This is a genomic window from Citrobacter sp. BDA59-3 (assembly GCF_015167655.1).
Lineage (GTDB): Bacteria > Pseudomonadota > Gammaproteobacteria > Enterobacterales > Enterobacteriaceae > Phytobacter > Phytobacter diazotrophicus.
This window is the reverse complement of sequence record NZ_CP063427.1, coordinates 618,705-632,722: the sequence shown is the minus strand read 5'-3', so window position 1 is coordinate 632,722 and position 14,018 is coordinate 618,705. Positions and strand designations below refer to the sequence as shown.

Here is a 14,018-nt window from a genome sequence, read left to right as displayed (position 1 = left end):
CCGCATTTTCCCCCTCACCCTGGCCCTCTCCTTCAGGGAGAGGGGATCGATCATGCTCGCGAAGGAATTCCTCCCCCCCACAGAGAGAGGGAGAAAACCATCCGGAGACGCTTCACCGCAAACCTCTGCTATGATGCCCTTTTTCTCTTACCAGGAAACCCGATGAGCAAAATCGATCTCAGCCACAGCGAACGCGAGATGCTTCGCGAAAAGCTGCAACGCTACTGCATCGACAACTTCGACCTCGAACTGGAACAATTCGACGCCGAATTCTTTGTCGATTTCGTCATTGAAAATATCGGCCCGACGCTGTTTAACGCCGGGATCGATGAAGCCATCCGCACGCACGCCGCTTACAGCGAACGCATTCAGGAAGAGATGGATCTGAAAAAAATCTACTGATCTTCGACCACAAACCGCGTCGCCTCGAAACGGTTTAAGATCAGGTGCACCAGAAACACCATCGTTAGTGTGCCCAACAGAGCGACCGTCACCGACACAATGCGATAAAGATCGCTGAACACCAGGTCGGTATCCGGGTGCAGGTTCTGCCCGAACATAATGCCGATGGTGGTAACGCTGGAAAAACCGACGCCCGCTCCCACCTTTTCCATCACGTGCAGTCGCGCGCTAAACGCCAGCCCGAGGCCTATCAGCGGCATCATCAACAACATATGGCTACTGTGATTGTAGAGAATCAACTGCACCAGCAGGATATACAGACAGGCGAGAATCACCCCCATCACACGCCACAACGAACTCATCACCGCACCGCGATAATGCATCGGGAAGAGGATCAAAATACCCGCCATCAGCGCTGACAGCGAATCACTGAGATCGCTTATCTGGAACACGACAAAAATCATCGTCGCCACGGTCCCGGAGAGCAGGGACTCATGCCGCACGCGGGCATCGCTTTTTTCGATCCGCGGCGGCGGATTGCGCGGCGCCACATCCGGGATCAGGTAATTCATCAGCGCACTGAGGGCTACTGCCATCACACTGGCTTCTATATTGGAGAAAATCAACGTATGCCAGTCGCTGGTCGGGTAGCTCATAAAGTTGAGCATCGTGCTCTGACACACCACCCCCGCCGAACCAAACAGGAACAGCGGCCCCTTACTCATAAAGCGAAAACGCATCACATACAGGCCGAAGACCACCAGCGTCATCATCAGCGGCCATTTCGACAAATAGCCGATAATCAGCACCATTTCGACGCAGTTTAGTACCGCGCTAAAAATAAACTGCTTCGCCACGTGGCGGTTAAACACCGGCACCAGCGAGAGCAACATCACCGGGTAGACGACATAAAAGACGCCATAGCTGGTGTTGTAAAAGCTCGAGATACTCAGCGCGATCATCCCGGCAAACACAATGCGCAGCGTCTGGCGAAAATCATTCGCCGTATAGACGATGTTGCCGTGCGGCGTAAAGACGCGCGCGAGGGTATTAATAGACATAGTGCAGCCAACTGACGAGATGGATTTGCAGCCCCGAGAAGAAGCGGGCAAACGGCCCTTCGCTGTTATATAGCTGCACGGTGGCGCGCGCGCCGGTCGGCAGGGATTTGGGCAAGGCGTCATCCAGCGCCACGTGAATACGCATGCGCTGCGCATCACGCACCCAGCGGTTGGAGGTTTCCGGTTCCGACAGCTCACCGTTAACCGCTTGCTGTCCGGCTAACACCCCGGCATCACTACTGGTGACATGGCCACGAAACACATGGCCCGGCAATGCATCAAAGACCACCGCGGCATCGGTACCGACGCGGGTGTGACGTAAACTTTTCTCGCGAAAATCCGCCACGATATCTGCATTGTCGTGCACCAACGCCAGGGTTGCGCTCCCGGCAGCGGCATAATAGCCGGGGCTCAGTTGCAGATTACTCACTTTACCGTCGACCTCAGCGCGTACCTGCGTCCAGCCAAGATTGAGCTGCGCCTGCTCGAGGCTATTTTGATATTTTTGCAGCGTCACGTTGCGGCTGTCATCGCGCTCGCCACGTTCGATAGTCAGAGCATGGATCGTCGCGTTGAGGTTATTCACCGACTGCACGCTGCTCTGCCAGGTCGTGCGCACCTTATCCAGGTCAGATTGCGAGACGTTTTGCATCGCCCCCAGCCGCTGATAGCGGTCGAAGGTGACTTTGTCATTTTGCGCGGTAAGCTGTGCGGTTTTCAGGTTCGCTTCGGCTGCCGCAATCTGCGCATCCAGTTGCTGATTGGTAAGACGCGCCTGCGCCAGCGCGATTTGCGCGGCTTCCACCTGGTTGTTAAACGGCGTGGCATCCAACTCGTAGAGCAAGTCGCCCTTCTTCACCACGCTGTTATTTTGCACGTAGACCTTCGCAACATAGCCGGAAACGCGCGAAGACACCGGAGTCACCACACGCATTACGGTGGAGTCCGGCGTCAGCGGGATCCAGATATCAGCAACGATAAAGTAGACAAACATCAGCAGGAAAGAGGCAATACTCACCCTTACCCAGCGGGCAAACTTTTGTTCTGGCGTCATCATGATTTATTTAGTCTTGTTATCTTCTTCGCGGATATTCCGCAAATTGCAGGCGATCTGATTCAATGTCGCGCTGAAAATGTCCATATTTTCAGCCGGGATGTTTTGCGCCGCACGTTCCTGACAGGCTTCAATCACACGGGTGATTTTTTCCAGCATGGCATGACCTTCTGGCGTGAGCGTCAGCAGGCGGATGCGCTTGTCGTAGGGGGATGTGGTGCGCACAAGCAATCCCTGGTTTTCAAGCTGCGTGAGGGTACGCATTAGCGGCGGCAGTTCGATGCCCTGCACTTCCGCCAGTTCACTGACCGAGACGTTATCGCCTAGCTGGCGAAGCTGCATCAGCACCGTCCAGCCCGACTGGGTGAGGCCGGTATCGGCAAGCGCATGATCAATGGTGGCGCGCCACTGGCGCACAATCATCGCCATTCGCATTCCCAGCGGCCTGCGGGCAAACAGTTCGTCTTCAGTCATGTGAGGTTCCTCATTAAGCGGTGAGGAGGATAATAGTTATCATGATAAGTATCAAGAAACAGAGTTAGGAAAGAGCATGGAATGGAAAAATTTTGTCGATAGAATTTCCTTGATCACACTCACGCTTACCGGAGTACGAGCGAATACTTTTCAATTGCCTAGTTCCCGGCTAGCCTGACATTTTTTAGCTATTCGTCGCTTATTTGCAGCAATATTGTGGGGATCATCCCACGAAGCCACTACTTTTTGATTGCCCGCACCAGTGATACGAAGCCGATAAATGGCTTTTTTTTTCCCGAGTATCGCGAAATTCCAAACCCCGGCTGGCGGCCTCAGACTGCTGACAAACCTAAAAAATAGCACGGGCGGTTCCCTCGCCCCTCTGGGGAGAGGGTTAGGGTGAGGGGAAATGTGTTGATGTAGCAACGAGTTATAACCCTCACCCCGGCCCTCTCCCTGAAAGGGAGAGGGAGAAAAGCGGCTCTCATTCGTTTATGACGGTTAAAAGAACCATTCTGGTTTCACGCCAAAACGCGCGGATAATGCCTTAATGTGAGAGATAGTCAGAGAACGATGGCCGGATAGGATCTGGCTCACCAGTGATTTAGAGCCGATCTCCTCTTTCAGGTCAGCATAAGACAGCTTGTGCTGGTCAATCAGAGTACGCAGCAGCGCAACGCCGACCGGCATCTCAGCGACGGCTTTGTTGAATTCAGCAAAGCGTTCGCTGTTATCTTCATGGTCCGCGATTTTGCTCGCCAGGAAGTCGATAAGCGGGTTCTCATCGTCGTTCTCAAGCAGGTAATCTACCAGCGCCAGCGCTTCACGGTAATCGCGCTCGGAAGTACTCCCGCCCAGGAAAGGGACCGCATCGACGAGTTGTCTGGTGGCTTCAATGGCTTTTGCAGCGTCAGTGATCATTCTTTGTTCTCCCTGTAATAGCGGGTCAACTTGTCGTATTCAGCGCGGGTAGTAATATGCTTCACATGAAGCGTTTATTCACAAAATCGATGTAGGCGATAACCCTCAGATTATTGCCTCCAACATCCAGAACCCACCATTTATTCCGGTACTTAAAATTATCCAGGCTCGGTATCAGCGCTTCCATCTCAGTCGGAGAAGAGAAGTCTATCTCACACACTAAGCGGTACAGCGCCCGTATGGAGAAGGCGTCATTAGGATTTCGCTTTGCCGCTTCCTCAAAAGGCTCTTTTGAAATGACATGTATCGGGCATCCTGCCCATCTGTTTACATAATAGCCTCTGGGCCCGGTATGCTGGAAACAGGTATAAATACCCTTTACCTGTGCAATCGCAAGTACGTTGTGACGGCATTGAAAGGCGTTAACTGAACCTTCTTGTTCACGAATGACCATTGTTCACGCAGCATGAACAAACATATTTCGTGAACAAGCGACACCTTATCCCCGCTCCCCCGTCCCCCACATCTCCCTTAACCACTCGGCGCGCTGCACAATAGCGGGGATGCCTTTCTGCTCCCAGAAACGCAATGAAATATGGCCGCTGCTCATGCCGCCGCGGCAAAAACGCGGGACATAAACGGCATCGGCATCCAGCATGGTTGAATTGGTTCGCGCGAGCACAACGTTACGCAGCAGCGCGGTGAGATCTTTTAGCGTGTCCGGCAGAGGGACACGGGATAACGACTTGCGCATCTCCATCCATAACCAGGGGTCGCCTCTGAGTCCCCAATCGCAGTGGTCCGGCGCGAGCAGATCGCCAATTGTCGCCCAGCTATGTTCCAGCGGAATGCATGATTTGCGTTTTTCCAGCGCCAGCAGTTGAGGTAAAAACTCATCGCGCCAGTAGTCGGTATCCACCCACCAGTGTGGAGGAATCGAGGCGTGACGTTCAAAAGGTGTAGAAAGCGGCGTTCCCGTCATCGCCATAAAGGCGGCATAAAAGCGCTCCTTCGCGCTGGCCGTGGGGGAAACACACCCTTCATCGCTGAGCAGCATCACCAGATTGTCCATCAGTAATTTATCGGGGTAATCCATCAATTCCGGCATGCCCTGCGCGAAAATCTTACGCATCAACTGGGCGAGTGTTCGCGAGGCCGGATAAAGCACAAACCGCAGATCCTCACGCTGCGCATGTTTCTTAACGGCAATGTCATACGCCGTTTGTTGTTTATCGTGCGTCTTGAGCTGGGTATCCGCGCCGTACTGCAACAAGCGCCCAATGACCGTTAAATCCGCACCGTGCCACGCGGCCTGATGCAGTGCGGAATAGCCTTTTTTCTGCGAAACATGATTAATCAGCGAGGGATATTGTTCGAGGACAGCCAGGACCTCCTCCCACTTCCCCTGCCACGCATTAAGAGAAAGCTGGCCTGCCGCCAGCGCCAGAGAATCGGCCATAGGGCCTCCTTTTGCTGTTCCGTCTTAATTTCATCCTTTAGCGAGTCATTTCATTGTTCGCTAAGGGGAAGACACTCATTTCCCCTTTTGATACGTCAACCCCTACCACTACGCTGCGTGTCGGCGGGCTTTGGGTTCTCGATTTAAGGATGTACTTAACGATAAATTTCCCGTCGCTGGCGAAAGTATAGAAAGAGGGTGGAATACACAGTTGCGCATCTTTCACCTTTAAGGGTGGCATCAAAGTATATTTATGTTTCGGGGGCGGAATATTGCGCGGATTAATAGAGATAAATACCGGCTGGTAATCTTCCGCATGATGAACGGCAAAACAGACTTCATTATTTGCGGTACGCCTCACCGAGGTGGTTTCATCGGGCCTTAGCCTGTCGCCTGAGCCCGGACAGCCAGTCAGTGCCAGCAGGGACGCCAGTAATAACATACCGCGTGTTATCCCCTTTCTTAGCACCATGGAAACCCCTGCAACGTTTTTTGATATTCAGGCAACATGCGGGACTCACGGAGATCCCCGTCAAGTGTCACATCGCCTCTCGCTCTTAATGCCATCCAGGAAGCATAGCCGTAAGTTTTGAGAATGAAATAATCGGCAATGATTTGTGCCTGCTGTTCCATCGAATAACGTCGTAAAGGTCGCCCATTTAAATGGTAGCGATAACTCACCAATCCACTGACTAAGCCATTAACACGCACATTCATGCCGCGGTTACGCTGCCAGATATGGCTGAGTTCATGAATGAATATATGCTGAAAAGGATGCGATTCTCGCGAAAAATCGTTCCGGTACCATTCGCGAACATAGATCTCGCCATCGGGTGCCATTCCCGCACTTTGCGGCTGTAAGCCAAACGGAAAATAGCTCTCGTGATGCACCCAGACTTTATGGTATTCAATACTATTACCGAAGACACTTCTGGCCAGACGGATTTCGCCCGGCTGCAATAACCGCTGACTCCCTTCCCCGTCCATAGACACTCTCAGATTATGGCGACCTCATATATATAAACCTTACGAATGATTTTTCAATCGCCGCTGCGTGACATTTCGTCTTTCAACTGCAGATATCCACACACCATTTCTCCCAGTTCTGCCGCAAACGCGGTGATCTCCGCCTCGCTACGCGGCACAGAAGAGAACGCTTTGCCCACCGCGCCAATGGTGATGGTCACCAGTTCGCAGACCAGCGCCTGTCTGGCGGGCGTCTCACTCGGTAGCACCTCCTGCACAAAGGTCTGAAAGATACCCTCACCCGCGGCTTTAGCTGCCATCACCTCCGGCGCATCACGATACAACGGCGCAGCGTCATCCAGCGCGGTACGCATTGCTGCCTCTTCGCACTCCGAGCGCACAAAAGCCAGCACCAGCGTGCGCATTCGCTGGAGTGGCGGATAATGGGTGTCCTGCAAAATCTCCCGCATCAGTGCGGTCGTACGCTGCCACTCTTCAAGCTGGAGCTGGAAAAGAATCGAAGCTTTATTGGGAAAGTACTGATACACCGAGCCAACGCTGACACCCGCACGTTCCGCCACCCGCGCGGTGGTAAAACGCGCTGCTCCTTCCTCGGCTAAAACCTGAATAGCGGCTTCCAGGATTGCCGTCACCAGCGCGGTAGAACGTGCCTGACGTGGCTGTTTTCGTGAGGAAATACGCGGGGTTGAACGGGATGTCATCGGGTGAGTCTCCAGCGGAAGGAATGCGAATAGTGAATGTGACGAATCCATCATATTCTAAATGCGAATAATTCGTCATATTTTATACTGGAGTCCTGCATGACCATGACCACCCTCACCACCGCACCGCTGGCCCTGCTGCTGGAACGTCTGTTTGCCGAGGCCGAGGCAACCACCAGCCCCGTACTGGATGATGTTTCCGAAGAGGAACAGATGCGCCTGTTACAGAGCAAAACCGACTACCGGGATCTCTACGGACGCCTGAAAGATCTGTGGCTGCCAGTGTCAAAAGAGACCGGCACACTGCTGTATATGCTGGCGCGCAGCAGTAACGCGCGCACCATTGTCGAGTACGGCACCTCGTTTGGGATCTCCGCGCTCCATCTGGCGGCGGCACTGCGTGATAACGGTGGCGGCAGGCTGATTACCTGCGAGTTCGAGGCCTCCAAAGCGGCGCGCGCCCGGCAGCATTTTAACCTGGGTGGCGTGAGCGATCTGATTGAGATCCGCGAAGGCGATGCGCTGGAAACCCTGCGTCAGGATCTGCCTGAATCGATTGATCTGGTGCTGCTCGACGGCGCGAAATCGCTCTACCCGGAGATTCTGGCGTTACTGGAGCCGCACCTGAGAAAAGGCGCGCTGATCGTCGCCGATAACGCCGATTATTACCCGCCGTATCTGGAAAAAGTACGCTCGCCAGAAAATGGCTATTTGTCGACGCCGTTTAGCGAGGATGTGGAGCTGTCGGTTTGGCTGGGGTGAAAGGCCACTAATCCCCCGGTAGCGCTGCGCTTACCGGGGCTACAACTCGTAGCCCGGATAAGGCGTTTACGCCGCCATCCGGGATTTCCCCGGTGGCGCTGCGCTTACCGGGGCTACTCGTCAAAAAACATCATCCCTTTGTATGGCTTCGCGCGGCAGGCGGCCAGCCGTTGCGCGAGGCTACCCACGTGCGCTTCCAGCTTGTGCCCGTCCGGATCGAGAAAATAGAGCGACTCCCCTTCGCTTCTGTTCTCTTTCCACGACGTTATCCCCGCTTGCGTAAGGCGCGCCACAAAGGTAGCAAAATCATTTTCATCGATACTAAAGGCATAGTGGGTATAGTCGCTCTCCTGTGGGGCGATGTACCGCCGCTGCGCGTCCAGCGACAGGCAGAGCCACAGATCGCCACAGCGCAGATACGCGCCGTTATCCCAGCGTGCATGCAGGGGCAACCCCAACAGATGATGGTAAAAACCGATGCTGCTGGCGATATCGCTGACCGCCAGCGTCAGGTGATTAAGACCTTTTAACATGTTGTCATCTCAGCAGAAATTAAAGGCAGTCGAGTAAGTGTTGTCGCAGCCACTGGTGTGCAGGGTCACGGTGCAGACGTTCATGCCAGAGCATCAGCATATCGAACCCCGGCAGCGGCACGGGCGGCTCCACCACCTGCAAGGCTCCTGCCTTTTTCACCAGACGTTCCGGCAGCACGGCTACCAGGTCGCTGGTGGCCAGCGCCTCCAGCATAAACAAGAAATGTGGCACAGAGAGCACGACGCGCCGCGAAAGCCCACTTTTTGCCAGCACCTCATCGGTTATCGCGCTAAAGCCCCCGCCTTCCGGCGAGACAATCACATGCTCCAGCCTGCAGAACTGCGCCAGCGTCGGGCGACGTTTTAAGGCCGGGTGATTCAGCCGCCCGGCCAGTACATAGCGTTCGGTAAACAGCAGTCGCTGATGCAATGCAGGCGGCGATCCTTCTCGGGTATGAAAGATTAGATCGACATCGCCCTGCTCCGCCTGGCGCAAAATCTGCGGGGGATTGAGCTCGAAGAGCGCCAGCCGGGTACCCGGTGCGGCCGCCCGCAGGCTGTTGAGCGCAGGCAACACCACGGCCGACTCGGTGTAATCCGTGGCCACGATCCGCCAGGTAAGATTGGCACTCGCCGGAGCAAAAGGGCTACCGGACGAGACAGCGCTTTCCAGCGCATCAAGCGCCTGTCGCAGCGGTAGACGCAGTTCATCGGCACGGGCGGTCGGCTGCATGCCACGCGGCCCCGGCAGCAACAGCGGGTCACCAAAGATCTCCCGCAGGCGGGCAAGCTGCACGCTGACCGAGGGCTGCGACAAATTGAGCCGTTGCGCCGCCCGCGTCACGTTAAGTTCGGTCAACAGGACATCCAGCGTCGCCAGCAGATTCAAATCGATACGACGAAAATTAACCATGGCTATACCTGCAATATCAGTAATTAATTTCTACTATACCTTCCCATTCATTACCGTGGGGTGACTTTCCCAACACCAGGTACACACAATGAATGTTTTGATTGTTTACGCCCATCCCGAAGCCCACTCTCTGAACGGTGCACTGAACGCCTTTGCCATTTCGCACCTGGAAAATAGCGGACACCACGTGCAGGTATCCGATCTCTACGCCATGAACTGGAAATCACAACTGGATGCCAGCGACACGCTGGCCCCGCTGGCGGGTGACCATTTCCACCCGTCACTGGATTCAAAAAAGGCCTTTGAGCAGGGTTTGCAAAGTGCGGATATCGCTGGCGAACAGATGAAATTACGCTGGGCAGACGCGGTCATTTTCCAGTTTCCGCTGTGGTGGTTTTCGATGCCTGCCATTATGAAAGGGTGGTTCGACAGGGTTTACGCTTATGGATTTGCCTATGGTGTGGGCGAACACAGCGACACTCACTGGGGCGATCGCTATGGCGAGGGGAGTCTGTCAGGCAAGCGGGCGATGTTGCTGGTGACGACAGGCGGCTGGGAATCACACTATAGCCCGCGTGGGATCAACGGCCCCATCGACGATATTCTGTTCCCCATCCAGCACGGGATGCTGTTTTATCCGGGCTTCGAAGTGTTGCCGCCGCTGGTGATTTATCGCACCAGCAAGACAGATGATGAGAAATATGCAGCGTATTGCCAGCAACTGGCACAGCGTCTGGACACGCTTTGGCAGGCGGAACCGCTGCCCTTCCGTCGGCAGAATGCCGGGGATTACACCATTCCCGCACTGACCCTGCGCCCGGATATCGCACCAGGCGAGAGCGGGTTTGGTGTGCATGTGAAGTGACATCCATTCAGGTATGAAATACGTTACCCGTATATGAATAAAATGGCACCCTGCTTACCCAAAAAGACCAAAAGGGTGAACCGGGATGCCATTCAACGATAAATGCCTTATTCCGGCTCTTTGACCTGCGCGACAAATGACGGGAGATCCCAGGTGCCGCCCGCGCGTATGTAGCGGCACATACCGGTGGTGGATTCGCTGCTCTGGGTGAACGCTTTACCGTCCCACACCCACTCCGCGGATGCCCAGCAGTCGCCTATCCCGCGGCCACGCTGACCCAGCGAAATCAGGCCATCGCTGTAATCCGAAGCGGAATCAGTCACCAGCACGGGTTCGCCCGCGAGCTTGCTGTCGATAACCCAGAAGCCATAGCCTTCGTTATAGGCCGCGCGCCAGCAGAGCGTGGAAATCAGCGCATGGGTATCGTCAAGCGGCGTCAGGCTGATATCGTTATCGCCCTCGTCCGCCTGCGGGTCCGGTGATTTCAAACGCTCGCAATTGGTGTCTTTCGGTAACGAAGCAATCAATTTAGGCTTAAGCGCGGCGACTTCCGTTTCATTGAGCACGCGCTCCTGCGCATCGCTCACTTTGGCGGCCTGAATCACCGGGGGCTCTTTCGCCGCCGGTACGCCACTTTCCGGTTTATCGCCTTTCTTCACCAGCGCGCCGGGGGTGTCCAGACGCCCCTGCACATCATCCATTTTCAACAGCACCGCTGTCGCGCCATCGCCAGACAGCTCGAACGGCTTGGCACCGCCTTTAAATTCCACTTTGCCGCTGCCTTTTACTGCCTCGATCAGCGCCTGAGTTTGCGCGGGAGATAACCGCCAGGTATCGGTGTCCTCCGGCTCAACTTCACCGACCTCTTTGTCATCAATCCACAGAACCAATTTGGGCTGCGGTGCAGTCTCATCGGATTCCATTTCCGCGAGCACAACATCGACAACAAGCGGAGCATCCGCACCGGCTTTACGCACCAGCAGTACCGACCCGCTGGCTTCTTCTTCCTTGCTATAACCCGCAGCGCGACAGGTCAGCGTGTTGTCACAAACGACTTCCCAATCTTTGTGGTTAAACGTGGTGCTATTGTTTTCTGCCATTGTCGGCGCACTGAGCGTCGCTATCATCACCAGTGCGGCTTTATAACTTTTATTCATGCCGTTTCTCCGTATTCACCATCGCCGACAGTGTGAAGAATTTAGTGCATTCGGAGAAGTGAAATTTTTTCTACGGCGAAAGGAAATAACGTGGATTTGATCCCCCTCGCACAGGAAGGGGATCGGGAGAGGGGAAATTAATCCAGCTTCAGGTCCCCGTAGCTGTTTACTACGCGGGAGACAATACCGTAATCAATCGCTTCTTGCGGGTTCATCCAGTAGTTGCGGTCAGTGTCTTGTTTCACTTTCTCAACCGGTTGCCCGGTCGCATCGGCGATAAGACGGTTAACGCGATCCAGCATGCGGATGATCTCTTTCGCTTCAATCTCAATGTCGCTGGCCTGCCCACGCACGCCGCCCAGCGGCTGATGGATCATAAAGCGAGTGTTTGGCAGCGCGTAGCGATGCTCTTTTTTCGCCGCCAGGAAAATGGTGATCCCGGCGCTCGCCACCCAGCCAGTACCAATGATATGCACTTCCGGCTTGATGAATTTAATGATGTCGTGAATGGTATCCGCAGCTTCAACATGGCCGCCCTGGCTGTTCAGGTAGATTTTGATCGGCGCATCGCTGATCCCCTGCAACAGCAGCAGTTGGGTCACCACTTTTTCGGTCAGCGTCTGGTTAATCTCACCGGAGATAATGATCGAGCGCGAATCCAGCAACTTCTGCTGCATCATCTGAGTGACGTTGCCGCCTTCGCTCTCTTTTTTATCGTCGTCTTTACTGCCCATATAATGCATGGTGAATCCCCCGTAGTGATAATGGCATTAAGCATAGTCTACGCCATAAAAGGCGGAAAATAACAAGATGTTATCTCCGCACTTTTGGGGGATCAATAACCCAGATCGTCACGACGCAATCCCAGGTCTTTCAGTTGCTCATCGCTCAGATTGCTCAAAATTATCCGTGTCTTGCGCCGTTCCCAGTTTCTTTTCACCCAATGCCACAGTTGTACTAACCCGAAAAATGGTCGTTGCGGTCTATTTTCAAAGAATTCCATCGCGTCTCTCCTCACCTGAACAGAGCCCTATTGTCTCTGGAATTCCTGTATGCAATACAGACGCAGAAATTACTTTTCTTTAACATACAGATCGCCTACAACTGTATCTGAACGGCATTTTTCTCCGCTATCTGTACTGATTTTACAATCTGTATGGTGACAACAAAGGATACAGCATGACACGTTATGAAAACCTGGCCACCTTACTGGCGGAGCGCATTGAACAAGGGCTCTACCGCCATGGCGAGAAACTGCCATCCGTCAGGAATCTGAGCCAGGAGCATGGCGTGAGCATCAGCACCGTACAGCAGGCGTATCAGGTGCTGGAAAATCTACAGTTGATCACCCCGCAGCCGCGCTCGGGCTATTTTGTCGCCCCGCGCAAAGCTAAACCGCCGGTGCCTGCCATATCGCGCCCGGTTCAGCGTCCGGTAGAAGTGACGCAGTGGGATGAAGTGCTCACACTGCTCGATGCCCGTTCGGACAAAGAGATGCTCAATTTTGGCGGCGGAGCGCCGGACATTTCGCAACCGACGCTGAAACCGCTGTGGCGCGAAATGGCGCGTCTGGTGCAGCACAATCAGTGCGACATTCTGAGCTACGACGCCCTGCAAGGACGGCGAGAACTGCGCGAGCAGATCTCCCGCCTGATGGTTGATGGCGGCACGGTGGTGGACCCGGAGGATATCGTGATCACCAACGGCTGCCACGGCGCGCTGAGCATCGCCCTGCTTTCGGTATGTAAACCGGGCGATATCGTGGCCGTGGAGTCCCCTTCCTACTATGGCACCATGCAGTTACTGCGCGGTTTTGGCATTAAAGCGATGGAGATCCCAACCGATCCGGAAACCGGGATCAGCATTGAGGCACTGGAACTTGCGCTGGAACAGTGGCCGATCAAAGGGGTGATCCTTGTGCCGAGTTGCAGCAACCCGCAGGGCTCGATCATGCCGGATGCGCGCAAAAAAGCGATACTGGCGCTGGCGCAGCGCCACGACATTGTCATTTTTGAAGACGATATCTATGGCGAGCTCGTCACCGATTATCCCCGCCCGCGCACCATTAAATCTTTTGATATCGATGGCCGCGTGTTGCTGTGCAGTTCGTTTACCAAATCGGTCGCGCCGGGGCTGCGTGTGGGCTGGATTGTACCGGGGCGCTATCGCGATCGGGTGCTGCATATGAAATATGCCGCTATCGGCAGCACAGTACCCACTAATCAGTTGGCGATGGCGGCGTTTATTCGCGACGGCCACTACCATCGCCATATTCGCCGGATGCGCCAGTTTTATCAGCAGCACCTGGAAACCTATACCTGTTGGATCCGCCAGTATTTCCCTTGCGGAATCTGCGTCACGCGGCCAAAAGGTGGCTATATGCTGTGGGTGGAGCTACCGGAAGGGGTGGATATGCTCTGTGTCTCGCGCCAGCTTTGTCGGCTGAAAATCCAGATTGCGCCGGGCTCGCTTTTTTCCGCCTCAGGGAAATACCGCAACTGCCTGCGCATTAACTGTGCCCTGCCGCTGACTGAACGGTATCGCGAGGCCATTTCTAAGCTGGGCGAAGCTATTCATTTCGCGATGGAGGAGAGTTAATCTCCCCTTCGTTTTCCTTCCCCGGTGGCGCTTCGCTTACCGGGGCTACCAAACCACCGCACCGCGGCCCCGGTAAAATCGTATCCCGGGTAAGGCGCGTGCGCGCCGCCACCCGTGAGTTCTCAAGGCAC

17 protein-coding genes and 1 pseudogene are annotated in these 14,018 nt (G+C 54.7%); 4 read left to right on the top strand and 14 right to left on the bottom strand.

The features are described 5' to 3' along the window. Positions 1 to 162: 162 nt before the first annotated feature. Positions 163 to 402 (top strand): DUF2164 domain-containing protein, encoded by a 240-nt coding sequence (locus IP582_RS02965; protein ID WP_110295106.1) that lies wholly within the window; start codon positions 163 to 165, stop codon positions 400 to 402. Here IP582_RS02965 and IP582_RS02960 read toward each other — a convergent pair. From IP582_RS02960 to IP582_RS02920, 9 genes and pseudogenes are all read right to left on the bottom strand, one after another. Next, the gene (locus tag IP582_RS02960) at positions 396 to 1,463 is read right to left on the bottom strand and encodes a DUF2955 domain-containing protein (RefSeq protein ID WP_193795036.1); all 1,068 of its coding nucleotides are present in this window, start codon (positions 1,461 to 1,463) and stop codon (positions 396 to 398) included. The genes IP582_RS02965 and IP582_RS02960 overlap by 7 nt on opposite strands. After that, the gene (locus IP582_RS02955) at positions 1,453 to 2,520 is read right to left on the bottom strand and encodes an HlyD family secretion protein (protein ID WP_193795035.1); all 1,068 of its coding nucleotides are present in this window, start codon (positions 2,518 to 2,520) and stop codon (positions 1,453 to 1,455) included. Before IP582_RS02955 ends, IP582_RS02960 begins: the two co-directional genes overlap by 11 nt. A 3-nt stretch (positions 2,521 to 2,523) precedes the next feature. Further along, on the bottom strand, positions 2,524 to 2,991 hold the full coding sequence (locus IP582_RS02950) for a MarR family transcriptional regulator (protein ID WP_039078208.1): 468 nt from the start codon (positions 2,989 to 2,991) through the stop codon (positions 2,524 to 2,526). 501 nt (positions 2,992 to 3,492) lie between these two features. After that, a complete protein-coding gene (locus IP582_RS02945; RefSeq protein ID WP_193795034.1) occupies positions 3,493 to 3,912 on the bottom strand; it encodes a type II toxin-antitoxin system HigA family antitoxin in 420 nt (139 codons plus the stop codon). Beyond that, positions 3,909 to 4,219, bottom strand: a pseudogene (locus IP582_RS02940) (type II toxin-antitoxin system HigB family toxin). The gene IP582_RS02945 and the pseudogene IP582_RS02940 overlap by 4 nt, the downstream one beginning before the upstream one ends. A 192-nt stretch (positions 4,220 to 4,411) precedes the next feature. Further along, positions 4,412 to 5,371, bottom strand: coding sequence for an ankyrin repeat domain-containing protein (locus tag IP582_RS25260; protein WP_228007935.1), 960 nt, complete (start codon positions 5,369 to 5,371; stop codon positions 4,412 to 4,414). 37 nt (positions 5,372 to 5,408) lie between these two features. Next, the gene (locus IP582_RS02930) at positions 5,409 to 5,843 is read right to left on the bottom strand and encodes a putative T6SS immunity periplasmic lipoprotein (protein ID WP_228007934.1); all 435 of its coding nucleotides are present in this window, start codon (positions 5,841 to 5,843) and stop codon (positions 5,409 to 5,411) included. Next, on the bottom strand, positions 5,834 to 6,358 hold the full coding sequence (locus tag IP582_RS02925) for a type IV secretion protein Rhs (protein WP_193795033.1): 525 nt from the start codon (positions 6,356 to 6,358) through the stop codon (positions 5,834 to 5,836). Before IP582_RS02925 ends, IP582_RS02930 begins: the two co-directional genes overlap by 10 nt. A 53-nt stretch (positions 6,359 to 6,411) precedes the next feature. Next, entirely contained in the window at positions 6,412 to 7,059 is a 648-nt protein-coding gene (locus tag IP582_RS02920) for a TetR family transcriptional regulator (RefSeq protein ID WP_193795032.1), read from the bottom strand. Positions 7,060 to 7,158: 99 nt separating this feature from the next. On the opposite strand from IP582_RS02920, the gene IP582_RS02915 reads away from it, so the two are divergent. Further along, positions 7,159 to 7,821, top strand: a complete 663-nt coding sequence (locus IP582_RS02915; RefSeq protein WP_370551793.1) for an O-methyltransferase — start codon at positions 7,159 to 7,161, stop codon at positions 7,819 to 7,821. 113 nt (positions 7,822 to 7,934) lie between these two features. Here the strand turns inward: IP582_RS02915 and IP582_RS02910 are convergent, their stop codons facing one another. Together IP582_RS02910 and IP582_RS02905 are read right to left on the bottom strand one after the other, a co-directional pair. After that, positions 7,935 to 8,354, bottom strand: coding sequence for a FosA family fosfomycin resistance glutathione transferase (locus IP582_RS02910; protein ID WP_193795031.1), 420 nt, complete (start codon positions 8,352 to 8,354; stop codon positions 7,935 to 7,937). Between the two features lie 19 nt (positions 8,355 to 8,373). Next, complete coding sequence (locus IP582_RS02905; RefSeq protein ID WP_193795030.1) at positions 8,374 to 9,267, bottom strand: LysR family transcriptional regulator; 894 nt, start codon at positions 9,265 to 9,267, stop codon at positions 8,374 to 8,376. Positions 9,268 to 9,355: 88 nt separating this feature from the next. On the opposite strand from IP582_RS02905, the gene IP582_RS02900 reads away from it, so the two are divergent. Beyond that, positions 9,356 to 10,132, top strand: a complete 777-nt coding sequence (locus tag IP582_RS02900; RefSeq protein WP_193795029.1) for an NAD(P)H-dependent oxidoreductase — start codon at positions 9,356 to 9,358, stop codon at positions 10,130 to 10,132. A 107-nt stretch (positions 10,133 to 10,239) separates the two neighbouring features. Here IP582_RS02900 and IP582_RS02895 read toward each other — a convergent pair whose 3' ends face one another. From IP582_RS02895 to IP582_RS02885, 3 genes are all read right to left on the bottom strand, one after another. Beyond that, complete coding sequence (locus IP582_RS02895; protein WP_193795028.1) at positions 10,240 to 11,289, bottom strand: DUF1176 domain-containing protein; 1,050 nt, start codon at positions 11,287 to 11,289, stop codon at positions 10,240 to 10,242. 137 nt (positions 11,290 to 11,426) lie between these two features. Then, entirely contained in the window at positions 11,427 to 12,032 is a 606-nt protein-coding gene (locus tag IP582_RS02890; RefSeq protein ID WP_193795027.1) for an ATP-dependent Clp protease proteolytic subunit, read from the bottom strand. 92 nt (positions 12,033 to 12,124) lie between these two features. Then, complete coding sequence (locus tag IP582_RS02885; protein WP_193795026.1) at positions 12,125 to 12,292, bottom strand: DUF1127 domain-containing protein; 168 nt, start codon at positions 12,290 to 12,292, stop codon at positions 12,125 to 12,127. 176 nt (positions 12,293 to 12,468) lie between these two features. Between IP582_RS02885 and IP582_RS02880 the strand changes: the two genes are divergently transcribed. Further along, on the top strand, positions 12,469 to 13,887 hold the full coding sequence (locus IP582_RS02880; RefSeq protein ID WP_039076868.1) for a PLP-dependent aminotransferase family protein: 1,419 nt from the start codon (positions 12,469 to 12,471) through the stop codon (positions 13,885 to 13,887). The last annotated feature ends 131 nt before the right edge of the window (positions 13,888 to 14,018 follow it).